The 15,121-nt window shown below is 62.5% G+C and carries 15 protein-coding genes and 2 pseudogenes; 11 read left to right on the plus strand and 6 right to left on the minus strand.

Annotated features, from left to right (window positions below; translation table 11 throughout):
• The 5 genes from FFS20_RS08480 to FFS20_RS08500 form a co-directional block, all read right to left on the minus strand.
• Window positions 1-751 (minus strand): methyltransferase (locus FFS20_RS08480; RefSeq protein WP_212743308.1); only part of this gene is annotated, 751 nt, incomplete at its 3' end.
• The gene (locus FFS20_RS08485; protein WP_137825425.1) at window positions 751-1,515 is read right to left on the minus strand and encodes an N-acetyltransferase; all 765 of its coding nucleotides are present in this window, start codon (window positions 1,513-1,515) and stop codon (window positions 751-753) included. The genes FFS20_RS08485 and FFS20_RS08480, both read right to left, overlap by 1 nt.
• Entirely contained in the window at window positions 1,512-2,288 is a 777-nt protein-coding gene (locus FFS20_RS08490; RefSeq protein WP_137825426.1) for a leucyl/phenylalanyl-tRNA--protein transferase, read from the minus strand. The genes FFS20_RS08485 and FFS20_RS08490 overlap by 4 nt, the downstream gene beginning before the upstream one ends.
• Window positions 2,285-5,278, minus strand: a complete 2,994-nt coding sequence (locus tag FFS20_RS08495) for a thioester reductase domain-containing protein (protein ID WP_137825427.1) — start codon at window positions 5,276-5,278, stop codon at window positions 2,285-2,287. Before FFS20_RS08495 ends, FFS20_RS08490 begins: the two co-directional genes overlap by 4 nt.
• The gene (locus FFS20_RS08500; protein WP_137825428.1) at window positions 5,275-5,877 is read right to left on the minus strand and encodes a TetR/AcrR family transcriptional regulator; all 603 of its coding nucleotides are present in this window, start codon (window positions 5,875-5,877) and stop codon (window positions 5,275-5,277) included. Before FFS20_RS08500 ends, FFS20_RS08495 begins: the two co-directional genes overlap by 4 nt.
• 674 nt (window positions 5,878-6,551) lie before the next feature.
• On the opposite strand from FFS20_RS08500, the gene FFS20_RS08505 reads away from it, so the two are divergent.
• The 5 genes and pseudogenes from FFS20_RS08505 to FFS20_RS18095 all read left to right on the plus strand — a co-directional run.
• Window positions 6,552-6,773 carry a transposase gene (locus FFS20_RS08505; RefSeq protein ID WP_137825429.1) on the plus strand — a complete coding sequence of 74 codons (222 nt, stop codon included), beginning with the start codon at window positions 6,552-6,554 and terminating at the stop codon, window positions 6,771-6,773.
• Between the two features lie 968 nt (window positions 6,774-7,741).
• Complete coding sequence (locus tag FFS20_RS08515) at window positions 7,742-8,941, plus strand: IS30 family transposase (RefSeq protein ID WP_137825431.1); 1,200 nt, start codon at window positions 7,742-7,744, stop codon at window positions 8,939-8,941.
• 64 nt (window positions 8,942-9,005) lie between these two features.
• Window positions 9,006-9,245, plus strand: coding sequence for an integrase core domain-containing protein (locus FFS20_RS08520; protein WP_283202128.1), 240 nt, complete (start codon window positions 9,006-9,008; stop codon window positions 9,243-9,245).
• Window positions 9,246-9,331: 86 nt separating this feature from the next.
• Window positions 9,332-9,478, plus strand: a pseudogene (locus tag FFS20_RS18310) (IS110 family transposase); the annotation flags it as partial.
• Between the two features lie 110 nt (window positions 9,479-9,588).
• Window positions 9,589-9,684, plus strand: a pseudogene (locus tag FFS20_RS18095) (IS5/IS1182 family transposase); the annotation flags it as partial.
• Here FFS20_RS18095 and FFS20_RS08535 read toward each other — a convergent pair.
• Window positions 9,681-10,271 (minus strand): 4'-phosphopantetheinyl transferase superfamily protein, encoded by a 591-nt coding sequence (locus tag FFS20_RS08535; protein WP_137825433.1) that lies wholly within the window; start codon window positions 10,269-10,271, stop codon window positions 9,681-9,683. The pseudogene FFS20_RS18095 and the gene FFS20_RS08535 overlap by 4 nt on opposite strands.
• A 104-nt stretch (window positions 10,272-10,375) precedes the next feature.
• Between FFS20_RS08535 and FFS20_RS08540 the strand changes: the two genes are divergently transcribed.
• From FFS20_RS08540 to FFS20_RS08565, 6 genes are read left to right on the plus strand one after another with little or no spacing between them, the layout of a single operon-like run.
• Complete coding sequence (locus FFS20_RS08540; protein ID WP_137825434.1) at window positions 10,376-11,737, plus strand: AMP-binding protein; 1,362 nt, start codon at window positions 10,376-10,378, stop codon at window positions 11,735-11,737.
• A gap of 3 nt (window positions 11,738-11,740) precedes the next feature.
• Window positions 11,741-12,001 carry an acyl carrier protein gene (locus tag FFS20_RS08545; RefSeq protein ID WP_137825435.1) on the plus strand — a complete coding sequence of 87 codons (261 nt, stop codon included), beginning with the start codon at window positions 11,741-11,743 and terminating at the stop codon, window positions 11,999-12,001.
• A gap of 56 nt (window positions 12,002-12,057) precedes the next feature.
• The gene (locus FFS20_RS08550) at window positions 12,058-12,432 is read left to right on the plus strand and encodes an ectoine synthase (protein ID WP_137825436.1); all 375 of its coding nucleotides are present in this window, start codon (window positions 12,058-12,060) and stop codon (window positions 12,430-12,432) included.
• Between the two features lie 11 nt (window positions 12,433-12,443).
• Window positions 12,444-13,574, plus strand: coding sequence for an acyl-CoA dehydrogenase family protein (locus tag FFS20_RS08555; RefSeq protein WP_137825437.1), 1,131 nt, complete (start codon window positions 12,444-12,446; stop codon window positions 13,572-13,574).
• Complete coding sequence (locus FFS20_RS08560) at window positions 13,571-14,236, plus strand: transglutaminase family protein (RefSeq protein ID WP_111353167.1); 666 nt, start codon at window positions 13,571-13,573, stop codon at window positions 14,234-14,236. The genes FFS20_RS08555 and FFS20_RS08560 overlap by 4 nt, the downstream gene beginning before the upstream one ends.
• 14 nt (window positions 14,237-14,250) lie before the next feature.
• Window positions 14,251-15,024, plus strand: a complete 774-nt coding sequence (locus FFS20_RS08565) for a maleate cis-trans isomerase (RefSeq protein ID WP_137825438.1) — start codon at window positions 14,251-14,253, stop codon at window positions 15,022-15,024.
• The last annotated feature ends 97 nt before the right edge of the window (window positions 15,025-15,121 follow it).

The raw sequence follows: 15,121 nt of genomic DNA on the forward strand, positions 1-15,121 counted from the left end.
CAACTGGACCGCGTCGGCTTTGAACTCCGGCGTGAACGTCCTGCGATTCGTAGACATGATTCCCTGTCGTGCCTTCCTGGTAACGACTGTCTACGAGAAGTGTCACACCCCAATCGATGACACTGGGGGCGTTCGCGATGCCGGCAGGGCTGTCAAAGACGGTTCCGGTTGCAGTGGGGTTCGCTTGGAGCAGCTTGGTGAGGAAGGTGCCATCGCCTCCGCCGAGGTCGATGACCCTCTCGTTCTCGGCGAGCGTGATGATGGTGGTGGCAGCGGTGGCGGTCGCGGCTGCTTCCTCTTGCATCGCGCCGTTGAACAGGGCGTTCGCAGCATCATCCTCAGCGAAGTAGTCGTAGATGCTTTGCTGGTTGACGAGAAAAAAGCCAGGTGTCCCGGTGCGCAAGGTCTCCTCCAGGGAGTCCCAGGAGCGCTGGAAGAGTGGACTGGTGAAGTTCCGAGCGAAGTTGGCCAGCGTCCCTTCGCGTTCAGGCACCAGCAGTCGACCCGGTGAAGTGAGGTGAAATCGGTTCCCGGCCTCTTCGACAAGGTGGGCCTGTTGCAAGGTGCGGAGCAACCTGATGAGGTGCGCTTCGTCGATGCGCGCGCCAAGGGCTACCTCGGTCAAAGTGAGTCCGTCATCGACATCGAGCAGAGAGAAGATGCCGAAATCCCCCGCGGCGCGGATGGCATTGGAGACAATGTATCCGCCGATCAGTTGAATGACGGAGTCGCGGTCCTCGAGTGCAGTCATCAGAGTGTCCTTTCGGATTGTGCGGGTGACGTCAGCGGATGTTCCATCCAGACGTTGGGTTCGACGTAGGCGGCGTAGTCGAGCTCGTGGTTGACCGTTACTGGGGCGATTCCGCCGGGAACGGTGATCACACCGGACCGGTTGAAAGGCAAATCTGTCCACTGTCGCCACCGATAGATGGGTGCGACGACCGTCATCGCGGTTGGACAGAGACCGACCATTCGTGCTCCGAGGCGTTCATGGACACGGAGCCAGTTGTCCACCGGGAAACCGTCGTCGCGACGTCGAGCAACGTAGCTATCGATTGGTTCGTCTGGGCGTTCGGCCTTGCCCGTGGGGCGCACAGGCACGATCAGGTGCTCGAAGCCCAGACGGCGTGCTTCGTCGCGCAAAGCCGTCAGGGCCGTACGTGAGAGGCCACGCCCAGCGTGGTTGCTGCTGACACCCACTTCGAGGGCGCACAGCGTATTGAGGGCCGCACCGCGATGGGTATCAGTGACGGATTGCTCGACGATGCCGTCCCATCCCCGGTCGGGCAGCGAGTCAGGGTGGCCGTCCCATTGGATAGGCAGGGCTGCTACTCGGGCGACAGTGGTTTCCTGATCGAGTACGACGAGCTGGTACTGGGAGTGAACGTCGAGACCCCAATTGACGAGAAGCCGCGAGGGTTCGATGAAGGCAGGCCAGGCAACGTCCAACGAGAGGAAACTGGCTGCGAGGTCGGGGCGATACGCGAGTGAGAAGGTTTGGGTCGAGTTGCTCATGCGGTGTTCAACTCCGCGATGTGCTTGGCAGAGCGAGCTTCGCTAGAGATTATGGTCCGTTGGGTGTTCAGTCGTTGGAGGGCGGTGAGATATGACGATCGAGGCATAGCGGTTGCTCCCAGAGTTCGGGCATGGGGCGTGTCGTGCTGAAGGTCGAGCAAAGTGCCTCCACTTTGTGCGAATCTAGTCATGAGATCGACTACGGCAAGCTTTCCCGCTCCTTCGACGGCCGTGAACTGTGAGTCGGCGGTGAACACGGCACCGAGTCGCAGACCGAAGACGCCGCCAATGAGCTGATCGTCATCCCAGACTTCGCAGCTGTGGGCGACTCCAGCGTCATGTAGATTCCGCAGTGATTTGCGGAGCGCGCTGGTGATCCAGCTGCTGCCCCGGTGCTGGGCGCATCTGGTCACGACGTCATCGAACGCGACATCGATTGTGGTGCGCCATTGTCCGTGGCGTCGTGCGAGACGACGCATGCTACGGCCGGCACCGCGCGAGGTCAGATCGATGACGGGCCGCGGGTCTGGGTTCAGCCACGCGACCGAGTAGGGATCAGGGTCATTGACGGCAATCGTGCGAACGCCGGTGTCTACGTCGGCACCGTAGCGCATCTCGTTGAGGAGTGTCTGTTCGTAGGTCGCCGTGGGAAAACAGTAGAACCCGGCGAGTGCGGCAGCGTGGAGACGGCTCGCGGAAACGTCGCTGCCAAAGGCGAGGGGTCCGTTGTCGAGCTCGGTTGCGTGAGCGATGCGTTGCCAGTTGAGGCTCACAGGAAGTCCTTTCGTTCGAGGAAATCGAGGTACCGATCGATGAGCGGACCGTCGACCTCTGGGAAGGTGATGTCGGTTCCCGCTAGCGCATCTTCGACGTTCGTACGTGTGAAATCCGGGTAGGTGTCTTCCAGATACATCTCGGCAACGCTCATCTGCCCACCGGGACAGCGATCGATGAACAGGGGTGCGAACGGCGTCATAGGGTGTTGCGGGTCGGTCACGGCGAGGTCGATCATGTGGGTGACCCACTCGTCCCAGGGGACCTCTTTGACGGGATGACCGCGCGCCTGCAAACGGTCTTGGAGGACGGAGATGTGTGACTTGTTCGGGTTCGTGAGGTGGAAAACACGTCCATTGGCCGGCTGGGTCGTCGCAATGTGGACCATTGCGTCGGCGAACACGTCGACAGGTGTGTAGTCCATCGGCAGTTCGGCGACCGGAACGGCGTTGACATCGCGGATAAACCGCTTCATGCAACACATCTCCGTGGATGTGTTCCAGGTCCCTCGCGAGGAGTGGCCTGAAATGTCTGCGGCTCGGTAGATTCCCACAGGCAGCCCTGCTTCGGCGGCTCGACGCACATGGTGCTCGGCGATCCATTTGCTCTCGACGTACCCGACGCCCAGTTGATTCAGATGCCCCAGCGTGTCGTCCTCGTGGATCTGTTTCCTGTTGTTGACGATGCCGTGTCCGGCGATGACGGCCATAGTGGAGACATGGTGGAATGGTGCGCCGCGACGGGCGGCGAGTCGTAGGAGTTCGTAGGTTCCGTCGACGTTCGCTGCTTTCATCTCTGCGTAGGGGTAGATGAAGTTAACCGTTCCGCCGGAATGGAACACCATGTCCGTCCGGTTGGCCAACGCGTCGAACGCAGATTCGGTGAGTCCCAGGGAGGGCTGGGCGAGGTCGCCGAGGATGACATCGATACGGTCGAGAGCGTGCTCGGGGATGTCTGAGGCAGAGTCGTACTTCTGCCACGCTGCCATTAGGCGCTCGCGGGCGGCGTCTTCGGTTTCCGCGCGAACCAAACACGCCACCCGCGCGGAAGTTCGGCTAAGAAGACGCGGCAGAAGGTGAGCGCCGAGGAACCCGGTAGCCCCGGTGAGGACAGCGGCCGATGCTGAGGTGAGCGGTGATGCTGCATACGGCTGCTTGACGATCGGGGCGGGACGGCGAAGGTCAGCATCCATTAGCTCTTGAGGGCTTGCACCGGCCTGCAGGATGCCTGCGCGGGCCTCGGCGACAGCGATGCAGTAGGCGGAAAACGTCGGATTGGTCAGGAGACGTTCGATGAGTGCCCGTGCGAAGCGAACATGGATACCGAGACTCGAACGGGTGCGTGCGACGAGTTCGGCAGCGGCGATTGAGGTGCCTCCGGCATCGAAGAATGAAGCGCCCAGCTGGGCAACGTCGATCTCGAGAACATCTGTCCACACGGTCGCAACCGCTCGCTCGATTGCCGACTCACGCGCTTGTGGTCGCACGGGAGACGTAGAGTCCGCGCTCGAGGGCGCGATGAGTTCGAGTGTTCGGTAGTCGGTCTTTCCGTGTGGCGTCTGGGGAAGCGCGTCGAGCGCTGTCGCATGATTCGGGATGCAGTAACTCGGTAGCGTGGCGCGTGCCGTCTCGATCAGGCTGGCGCCACCAGGGTCAGGGTTGCCGAGCGCCACAGTGTAGAACGCGTGAAGCCGCAGTGCCGAGGCATCAGCGATGACGGCGACATCGCAAATAGCCGGGTGGCGTCGGATCGCGTTCTCGATCTCGTCCGGGCTGACGCGGAAACCACGGATCTTGATCTGACGATCCGAACGACCATCGATCACGAGGTGGCCAGCTGTGTCCAGATACCCCGTATCACCGGTGAGATACACAGGTTCTTCGCCGACTGCGATCGTGGCCAACGGAGTCAGCGTGCCACTGTCGCTCAGCGAGCCGAGCGCGAGCCGTCCTCCAATGGCAACGTGGCCGATCGTGCCGTGTGGGACAGGTGTGTGATTGTCGTCGATGACCACGACATGAGCACCCTCGATTGGTGCGCCGACGGCAGCAGGCCCGGTTTCAGGGAGGGACGAAATGTCCGGCTCAGCCAGACACGAAGTGATGCCAGTCTCGGTGAGCCCATAGGCATTGATGATCCGGGCGCGCGGATAGTGGGTGCTCACATCGATGAGGTCGTGATTCGACACCGCCGCGCCGCCGAGGATCGCGAGCCGCACGGAAAGGTCTTGATGCGACACGCTCGATGCCGCGTGGACAGCGACAGCGCGCCAGTAGCTCGGAGTCAGATCCATGACGGTCACTCGATAGAGTGCCAGCTGGTCTGCAAACTCCGAGGGAGCCCATGGCGTATCGGGTTGGACCAGCGTAGCTCCCGCGGCAAGGGTGACCCCGATCTGCTCCAGCGCCGTGTCGAACGTGGGAGCCGCGAACTGCAACACGCGATCATCGCGGGTGATGGCATAACGACTGACGAGGTGTTTGATCAGATCAGCGAAAGCTTCGTGTGATGCCAGAACTCCTTTAGGCGTGCCGGTCGAACCGGACGTGAAGATCGCATATGCGCCCGGTGCTGTTGCGCGGGCCTCGTCCGGGACGGTGCAATGGTCCTTGATCCGGGTGGCGCGCACCTCGTCAGTAGGCTCGTATCCGGCGAGGGTGATCGTGGCTACAGCCCCTGTGGCGCTGCGAATGGCCGTTTGTCGCTCGGTGGGATCATCCGGATCAACGGGGACGACAGTCAGACCGACGGCCCATGCGGCGAGCAGCGTGATGATCTGTTCGGGGCCGCGTGGCAACGCCACCATGACTGTCGACCCGGCCTCCCAGCGGTGCGCACGTAATGCCTCGGCAGCTTGGCTTACCCGGCTGACCAAGTCGCCATAGCTGATCTGAGTTGCCCCGTGGATGAGTGCGATGGCACTGGGACCGGCCTGCCCATGGTGGACAACCTGATCGAGAACATACGAGGAGTTGGTCAGCGAGTTCATTGGGGCACTTCCTGAGGTGAGGACGTGGGCCTGTGCAGTAGGGCGAGCACCGTTTCGGTCATGACGGCAGGCATCTGCGAGGGATCGGTGCGTCGGACTCCGAAATCACCGGGCGTCGCGTGGAAGATCCGGTGAATGGCCGCGATGAGCCACCACATAGGGAGGTCGGTGCGGAACGTACCCGCGTCTTGGCCTCGCTGTATCAGGGCTGTGATTCTCGCGGCTGGAACCTCGTGCAATTCCCACAGTCGTTCTGGTGACAGTTCTTCGCATGCAGCGATGACCAGGGAACGCGACTGGTCCATGAGTTGCCAGCTTCGATTGAGTACATTTTCCAATGCCCGCGCGGAGTCCGGGTCACCGGTCATGGTGTCGAGCGCGCGCTGGGCCTCCGAGAACTCTCTGGCAAGTGCTGCGTCGACGAGGTCGCGACGGGACTCGAAGTGCCCGTAAAGCGTGGCGCGTCCGACCCCTGCTACACGAGCGATGCTGGTCATCGTCGCGTCCGGTCTCTGCCGAAGCTGGAGTGCTGCAGCTTCGACGATGCGCTCGGTGTTCCTGACTGCATCGGTGCGCCGAGCGGCGCGAGGTTCATGCATGAGCCGGACCTCCAATAGTCAAACATCAGTGTCTGACTTACCGTATCACAACTCATACACTATTGCGCGAGATCGGTACCGGCGCGGGTACTGCGCTAGCGAGCGGCCGGGAGGGGGGGAGAAGTCCTTCGATGCGTACATGTGGCAGGCCGTGGGACGTAAAGCGCGGTTCATCTCCCAGATCATGCATGGCTCCTCGACGCCCGTGAGATCGAAGAGATCGACTCCGCCGAGCTCTCCGCAGCCGAGGCCAAGGCGGTCAGTTCCTGCAACCCACTGCTATTGGAGCACTCCACCATCCAAGCCGAGGTCGCCAAACTCCACCGCCTCGAAATCGCCCACTCCCGCAACGAGTCCATGCTCGAACACACTCGTGCCCGCGCTCGCGAGGACATCACTGCCCACCAGGACGAGATCGCCGGGCTGGAGAACGCCACCGGGCGGGTCAAGGACACCTCTGGTGAGGACTTCCGCATGAAGGTAGCCGGACAGAGTTTGGATTCTCGCACCGATGCAGGGCAGGCGGTGGCCCAATGGGCCCACCGTGAGGGCCTGACGTGGGCGCCGAAGCACGTCAGCCGCGACTTCAGCACGCTGGGGCAGATCAGTGGCTTGGGACTGCTGAAGGTTCGGTTGACTTCACGACTGGATAGAATCCAGGAAGGTGAGAGGTCATGCCAAAGATCTACACCGATGAGTTCAAGCAGTCAGCACTCGACCTCATCAACGACGGAATGACCCAGAAGCAGGTCTGCGCCGACCTTGGCATATCGAAATCAGCCCTGCAAGCCTGGGTTCGCGACTCACGCCTGCGTGAGCACGGACTCGAACCCGCCCAGCGATCCCGAGGAGTCACGGGCCCAGGCAGCAGCATTGAAGCGGATCCGGGGGCTTGAGCGGGAGAACACGATCCTCCGCGAGGCCGCAGCGTATCTCTCGCAAGCGAACGTGAAGCTCGGTGGTCACCACCCACAATGATGTACCCGCAGGTACCGTGACCATGCTGCCACCGGGGTGCCGGTGGCAGTGACCTGCAGGGTGCTCGGCTTCTCGAAGCAGGGGTTCCACCAATGGTGTGCGCGCCCCGACTCGGATCGGGACTGGGACGAGGCACACCTAATCAATGCCGCCTACGACATCCACACCGACGACCCTTCAGTATCGGGCACCGGTTCATCGCTGATGAACTCCACGCCGCCAGCTACGGGGCCTCTGAGCGTCGTGTGTGGCGACTGTACTCGCAGGACCAGTTGTTCTCCCACACCATCAAACGAGCCCGGAAACACGGCAAGACGCCCGGCCCGCGGGTGTGTGATGACCTCGTCAAACGCGACTTCACCGCGAGTTCGATCAACGAAGCGTGGGTGACCGATATTACGGAGCACCCCAACGGTGAGGGGAAGCTGTACATGTGCGCAGTCAAGGATGTCTACAGCAACAAGATCGTTGGCTATGCCATCGATTCCAGGATGAAATCGCGCCTGGCGGTCGCGGCGATCGAGGACGCCGTGGCCCGTCGTGGCGGGCCACGAGCCGCAGCCGGCTGCGTGGTCCACAGCGATAGGGGCTCGCAGGGCGGATTCAATTGGTCGTCGCAACACCTCGAGTATGGAGGTCGGCAAGAGTGGCGACGAAGGACTGGATTGCCAAGACCAGCGATGTGCCCGAGGGCGTGCGACGGCAGTGGCGCGCGGATCGAGCATTGCGGCCCCCGACGCGGTCCCCGGGACGTCCCGAGCCCTCACGGGCGGTGCAGCGTGAGTTCTGGAGGCTGATCACAACGGGTATCACCTCGGCCGAGGCCGCGTTGACAGTGGGCGTGTCCGTGCCGGTGGGTACACGCTGGTTTCGCCATGCTTGTGGCATGCCACCGATCTCGCTTGCAGCGCCCACCGGCCGCTACTTGTCGTTCGAGGAGCGTGAGGAGATCGCGATCATGCGCTCCACAGGCCTGGGAGTGCGCCAGATCGCTCGTGAGCTGGGTCGTGACCCGGGGACGGTGTCACGGGAACTGCGGCGCAACGCCGCGACTCGAGGCGGTAGATCCGAGTATCGGGCGGTGGTGGCGCAGTGGAAGGCGCAGCAGGCGGCCAAACGTCCGAAAGTCGCCAAGCTCGTGACCAACGACCGACTTCGCCAGTACGTTCAGGAACGCCTCGACGGGTCAATCAAGCGAGCTGACGGGACCGGGGTTGCTGGGCCAGTGACAGGCGACTGGAAGGGGCGTAACAAGCCGCACCGGCAGGACCGGCGGTGGGCGACGGCGTGGAGTCCGGAACAGATCTCTCATCGTTTGAGGATCGATTTCGCTGATGATGAGTCCATGCGTATCAGCCACGAGGCGATCTACCAGGCCCTGTTCATCGAGGGACGCGGCGCGCTCAAACGAGAGCTGGTCGCGTGCCTACGCACTGGGCGGGCACTTCGCCGGCCGCGGGCGCGGACTCAGAACAAGCCGCGGGGGCATGTCACCGAGGACGTGGTCCTCAGCGAGCGTCCCGCCGACGCCGCCGACCGCGCGGTTCCCGGGCATTGGGAGGGAGATCTGATCATCGGCACAGGCCGGTCCGCGATCGGCACCATCATCGAGCGCTCCAGCCGCTCCACACTGCTGGTACACCTGCCCAGGCTCGACGGCTGGGGCGAGAGTCCGCCGGTGAAGAACGGTCCCGCCCTCGCCGGATACGGCGCGGTCGCGATGAACGCTGCGCTGACGACCGCGTTGACCCGCCTGCCCGAGCAGTTGCGCAAGACCCTGACCTGGGACCGCGGCAAAGAGCTCTCCGCTCATGCACAGTTCACCCTCGATACTGGCACGCGAGTGTTCTTCGCCGATCCACACTCGCCTTGGCAGCGACCCACGAACGAGAACACCAATGGTCTGCTGCGACAGTACTTCCCGAAGGGCACTGATCTGTCGCGCTGGTCGGCCAAGGACCTCGAGGCAGTCGCTCACGCGCTGAACAATCGACCCCGGAAGGTCCTCGGCTGGAAGACGCCGGCGGAGGTCTTCGAAGAGCAACTACGATCGCTTCAACAACCCGGTGTTGCAACGACTAGTTGAACTCGCCCAATTTCGGTCGATTCGCTATGGCGAGGCTCTCGCGGAATCCGAGCTTGTCGCGTCGGTGGGATCGCGCGGAGATTCGTATGACAATGCGATGGCTGAGGCGTTGAACTCGGTGTACAAGGCTGAGCTGATTGACAGACGGGTGTGGTCAGGATTGATCGAGGTGCTCGCGGAGACCTCGGCGTGGGTGGCCTGGTACAACCAGGAGCGGTTGCATTCAGCGGTCGGGTACCGTCCGCCGATCGAGGTCCATTCTGAATGGGTCAACCAGTCCGCGGCAGAACCCGTGGCTGCTTAGGAAACCAGGAAAAGGAGCCTCTACGAAACCCGGGGCATGAAACGTTGTTCCACTCGGCGTGGGTGGCGTCGTGTCATGACTCGTTGTCGAAGGCGTATTACGACCGGAAACGGGTTGAGGGTAAGCGTCATATTGCGGCAGTCATGTGTCTGGCTCGGCGCCGGCTCAATGTTCAGTTCGCGATGGTCAAGGCCGGGGCCTTCTACGAGGCGAAGACCCCGACTGCTGCTTGACAATGAATGTAACGGGGAATCGTCGAGTTACAGGGCTCTGCTGATCGAGTCGCCTGACCACGCCGTTGGCCGCTCCCGCGGGGGCCTATCGACAAAGACTCATCAGCTCGGCCATTCGATATGACAAGCTCGCCGTCGTCTACCGGGCCGCTGTCGTGTTCAACGGTGTGATCGCCTGGTTACAGTATTTATCAGACACGCCCTAACTGTCCTGCCTCCATGCGATCCGGAGATGGCTCTCACCGTGCCACATGCCATGTGAGTCCAGGTGGACGAGCTCCCCGACCGCCGAGGGCATCACGATGGTCCTGTGCGCGGCGGCAGTGAGCACAGGAGATGACTCAATAGCTGAGGGCATCGCCTGCAATCCCACCCCGAGGGCTTTGCCAGCGGCCTCCTTCGCCGTCCAGATCTCGGTGGAGACACGCTCGACGGCAACCTCGCCTTGGAGTTCAGCACGCTCGCCAGGCGACCAGGCACAGGCAAGGTCCGCGCACCCGGGCGAAGAGAGTCGCTGTTCGATGTCGACTCCGACCGGCACGTCGGCGACCACTACCGCGGCGGTCAGTGCGGAGTGTGAGACCGAGAAGTACTTGTCCTCGTAACAAAGAGGAAAACACCGGTCTGAACTGCGGAAATAGCGCCTGGCCTCGGTCCCGAGTGCTCGTTCGACAAGGAGCGCGGCAACGTCATCGCCGCTGTGCCAGGAGGCCGTCCAGAGACGGAGGGGCGACGGTGATCTATGACACATTTTGGCGTTTTCGCCGTTAAACCTTGATGTATGCACAAGCACTAGTCTAGGTTAATGCATGTACATCGAAGAACATTCGAGGTGATCAGACCGGATCCGATCCGGGCCGATCGGCTCGACGCGCAACGAACACGGAAGGGGACAGCATGAGCATGACAGTCACGAGCGTCCATACTGCGGTGACTGGCCTGAGCCTGGAACCAGGCACCATCGTCGAAGGCGAAGACGAGCGCAAGGACGACATCACTGGTCGTGAGTACGGCATCTACCGCGCGGCGAAGAACCGTCACCTCATCGATGAGTGCGTCAGCCTTCTCAACAGGGGAGGAGTTGCAGCGCTGGTGCCCACCTCGGCCTCCGCCGCCTACGTGGAGACGATCGCCGAGCAGGTCGAACAGTTCGCCAGAACACGCTCGACCTCCACGAACGCTTCGGAGGGCGGCGTGCTCGCTCTGCCCACCTCCGGCTCGACGGGAGCACCCAAGCTCGTCGCCCTCCCCGTGACAGGTCTGGCTCACTTCCTGAACTGGGGCAGCGAGTACTTCGGCTTCGAGGACGCGACGGTCTCGTTGAGTCTGAGCCCCTGGAACTTCGACGTCTCCCTCCTCGACACCTGGGCCGTTCTGGTCGCCGGCGGCACGGTGGTGGCAGCGGAGGCAGCGCGACTGCACGACGCGGCATACCTGACCCGGATGCTCGATGAGTACCGACCGACGTTCGTCCAGGTCGTTCCCTCCACACTAGACGCACTGCTCAACGCCGCAAGGGATGCGGAGTACCCCTCGGTTCACGACGTCGTCCTCACCGGCGGCGTCGTGGCACAACCCCTGCGTGCCGCCGCGACGCGCCTGTTCCCCACAGCAACGTTCCACAACGTCTATGGCGCCACTGAGGTCAACGACTGCCTCATCGAGACACTCTCGGCCGAGCAGTTCGCCGCCGCTGAGACGTTACCGATCGGCAAACCCATCTCCGGTTGCGAGGTCTACCTCGACGCCGACGGAGACCTGGCCCGCCTTCACGCGGCTGAGGAAGCCATGGACGGGGAACTGCTCGTACGCACGCCGTGGATGGCGCTCGGCTACATCGCTGAGGGAACCATCGCTCCCTTGCCGCTGACCGGGGAGGGCCTGTACCCGATGAAGGATGAGGCCAGCTGGTCAAGCGGGCACCTGATGTACCAGGGCCGCCGCGACCGCATGGTCAAAGTCCGCGGGCAGCGCGTGAATCTCGAAGAGATCGAGCATTGCGCGCGCCGGACGGCCCTGGTCGGCATGGCCTGCGCGTGGTTAGAGAACTCCGGTTCCGACGAGAAGCTGCATCTGGCCTACACTGTGCCCGACCATGGCCGCCTCGTCAACGGGTTCCAGCTTCGCATGGCGATGAGCGCTCACTTACCTGCCTTCGCGATGCCGAACCAGCTGCATGCCTTCGACGGCCCCTTTCCCTTGAACGGCAACGGCAAACCTGATCTGCCCACCATCAAGTCACACGTAGAAAGCGAGTAACGAATGTCCACCATCCACGAGGTCAAGCAGTACATTGTCGAGACTTTTGCCACCGATATCACCGCTGACCAGTTGCCCGACGATGTCGACCTGCTCACGACCGGCATTCTCACCAGCGTCACCACCGTCCAGCTGTTGGGCTGGTGTGCCCGGACCTACAAGATTCCGATCAACACGATCCCTATCAACCCGGACGAGCTGAAGACTCCCGAAGGCATCACCGGCTTCATCGCGGCCAACCGGACCGACGCTTTGGCCTCCTGACCTCCATCACGACCAACCATCACCGAAATCCCTTCTAGAAGAAAAGGAGTACCTCCATGTTCACCAGGTCCAAGAATGACGTTTCCGCTGTCGAGTGGGGCAATGGCACCAGCCACCGCCTCTTGGTCGAGAACGACAACATGGGCTTCGCCCTGGCCCACACCGTCGTCCGCGCCGGCACCGAGTCCAAGCTCGAGTACCGGAAGAACCTCGAAGCCTGCTACTGCATCCGCGGCTCGGGCAACGTCGAAGACACCCAGGGCAACTTCTTCGAGGTTACTCCCGGCGTGGTTTACGTCCTGGACGGCAACGAGCCCCACTACTTGCGGGCATCGGACCACGAGGATCTCGAACTCGTCAGCGTCTTCAACCCGCCGATCCGCGGCGACGAGAAGCACGTGCTCAGCGCTAGCGGTTTCAGCACCTACTGAGGAGGACGAGCATGAGCACGATTCTGACCGACGACCCATGGTCGAGCTTCCTCGACCATTTGCGCGAGTACACGCCCACGACCCCATCCTCACGGCAGGATGGCTTTCCAACGGGACTGTGGAATGCTGCTGCCGCGAGCGGGCTGTTCAGCCTCCTCGCTGCCGAGGGCATTGGCAGCACAGGGATGAGTACCGCCATCAACCGGGTCCGTGAACTCGGGCGCACCAGCCCGGACCGGGGACTGACCTTCTCAGCAGTGACTCAGCTGGCCAGTACCATCTACTGCCTGCGCGCATTCGCAGATCGACAACTGCGGGACCGCTACCTTCCGGCGGCCGAATCCGGCACCGCCATCGGTGGGCACGCCATCACCGAGGCCGACGCCGGCTCAGACGTGATGAAGATGACGAGCACTGCCGTCCTCAGCAACGGCCACTACGTCCTGAACGGAGCGAAGCGGTTCATCACCAACGCACCGATCGCCTCGACCTTGGTGATCTACGCCAAGACCGTCGAAGACGGCGCCGACAAGGGGCTCTCAGCCTTCCTCGTCGAGACCGGATGGCCCGGTGTCGACACCTCCCAGCAGTTGCCCACGGCCGGGCTGACCACCTCGCCGATCGGAGAGGTCGCGCTGGAGGACGTGAGGGTACCCATCACCAACCGGATCGGGCACAGCGGCGCAGGCCTGTTGATCCTCGACCAGGTCATGAAACGCGAGATCCTGCTGGCTTTCGCCGGCAATATCGGCGAAATGGAGCAGCTGGTCACCCGCTCAGTGCAGTATGTCAACGACCGCAAACAGTTCGGGCGCAGCATCGGCAGCAATCAGCTGGTGGCGGACCGGATCGTGCAGACCCAGATCGCCATCGAACTGGGCGGAGCCCTGCTGGAATCTATCGCGGAACGACTGGACGGCTTCGAGGACGTGACCGTCCCGATCGCCGCGGCCAAGGTCTTCATCAGCGAGGCCAACGTCGACTCGGCGATCAATGCCATCCGTGTCCACGGCGGCAACGGGTACCTGACCACGGCACCGCTGGCGAGCAACCTCCTCGACGCGATCCCCGGAGCGATCTACTCCGGATCGAATGACCTCCTGCGCACTAAGATCGCCACCATGTTAGGAGTGAGCTCATGATCGCCCGCGACCTCCAGCTGACCCAGGCAACCGCCGTGCTCGACTACGACGCCCCGAGCGTTGCGCAGTTCGTCGAGGACGCTGGCTGTTACAGCGAAGCGAATATCGCCAAGGCCGTCGAACGCCTCCACGACGCTGTCCGCGACACTATCGACTACAACGTCTTCAACGTCGCGCTGCACACAGACCTCGGCGCCTCCGACGTTGTCGATGAACCCTCCGGCTTCTGCCTGCACAAGAGCATTCTGTTCGTCGCCGGGTGCCGCAAGCTCGGAGTTCCAGCCGTGCTGTGCTCCGACGTGGTCACCAACCACGTCGCCGACGCCGCGATGCACGAGCTCGTCGGAGGTGAGGAGTTCCTGCACTGGTTCGCACGGATCTACCTCAACGGTCGATGGATCAAAGCTGCGCCCATCTTCAACACGCTGCTGTGCATGCTCTACGGCATCGACGTCCTCCGCTTCAATCCCAGCGGCGACGCCATCGAACAGCGCAACAGTGACAGCACGAGGATGATCTATAGCGGCGAGCAACGCTCCTACGTCGATCCGGACATGGACACACTGCTCTCGCTCATCGCGGCCAAGCACCCCAAGATGGTCACCGACTACGGACGCACTCCGACCTCGCTGAGCCTGGCCGGAACGACGTTGCCGAACTAGAAAGGAAAGGACATATGTGGAAATACGACGGTTGGGAATCCGACTTCAAACTCGGAATCGTCACCCCTCACGCCGACATCGGCCCGGAGGCTGAAGCCCAGGCGATGCTCGCCGGCACACGCAGCACCATTCACGGAGCACGCGTGGACTTCAGCCCGATGCACCCAGGCGGGACAATCGACGAGAAGATCGCCCATGACCCGGTCTTGCAGTTCATCGCTCCAGATATCATCGACCGCACGGTCGACAGCCTCTCCAGCTCGCCCTTGGACGCCATCGGACTGGCCTTCACCAGCTCCTCGTTCAAGATCGGAGCACACCGTGAGCAAGAACTGCTCACACGCCTGGCAACGGTCAGCCACGGCATCAAGCTCGACACCACCGGTACCGCGGCCACCGCCGCGATCCGAAAGCTGGGTCTGAAAAAAATCGCTATCATGGCGCCGTCCTGGTTCGACGACGACCTCTGCCGAGCCGGCGAGGCCTACTTCCTCGACCAGGGCATCGACATCATCTCCGCAACCCCCAGTGGCCCTACAGGAGGCCCGCTGACCATCACTCCGGCGGCCACTGCCGCAGCAGTGGAGGAACTGGTCGCGGCGACCGGCGCTCAGGCAGTGTTCGTCGCCGGCAACGGACAGCGAGCCATCGGAGCGATCGACCATCTGGAGTCCATGCTCGGCATCACGATGCTCACCGCCAATCAAGTTCTCTTGTGGTCAAGCCTCGACGGCACCGACCTGAGGTCCCGGGTGAGAGGATACGGATGCCTATTTGACGCGGGTTGACTCAGAAGGGCGCCCACGATAGTGTTACGTGCATGTACATGGAATCATCTGAGGCAGCAGACACCCCCCCGGCCCGCAATCTGAGCACGGCATGGGC

This window comes from Brevibacterium sp. 2SA (genome assembly GCF_005502845.1).
Taxonomy (GTDB): domain Bacteria; phylum Actinomycetota; class Actinomycetes; order Actinomycetales; family Brevibacteriaceae; genus Brevibacterium.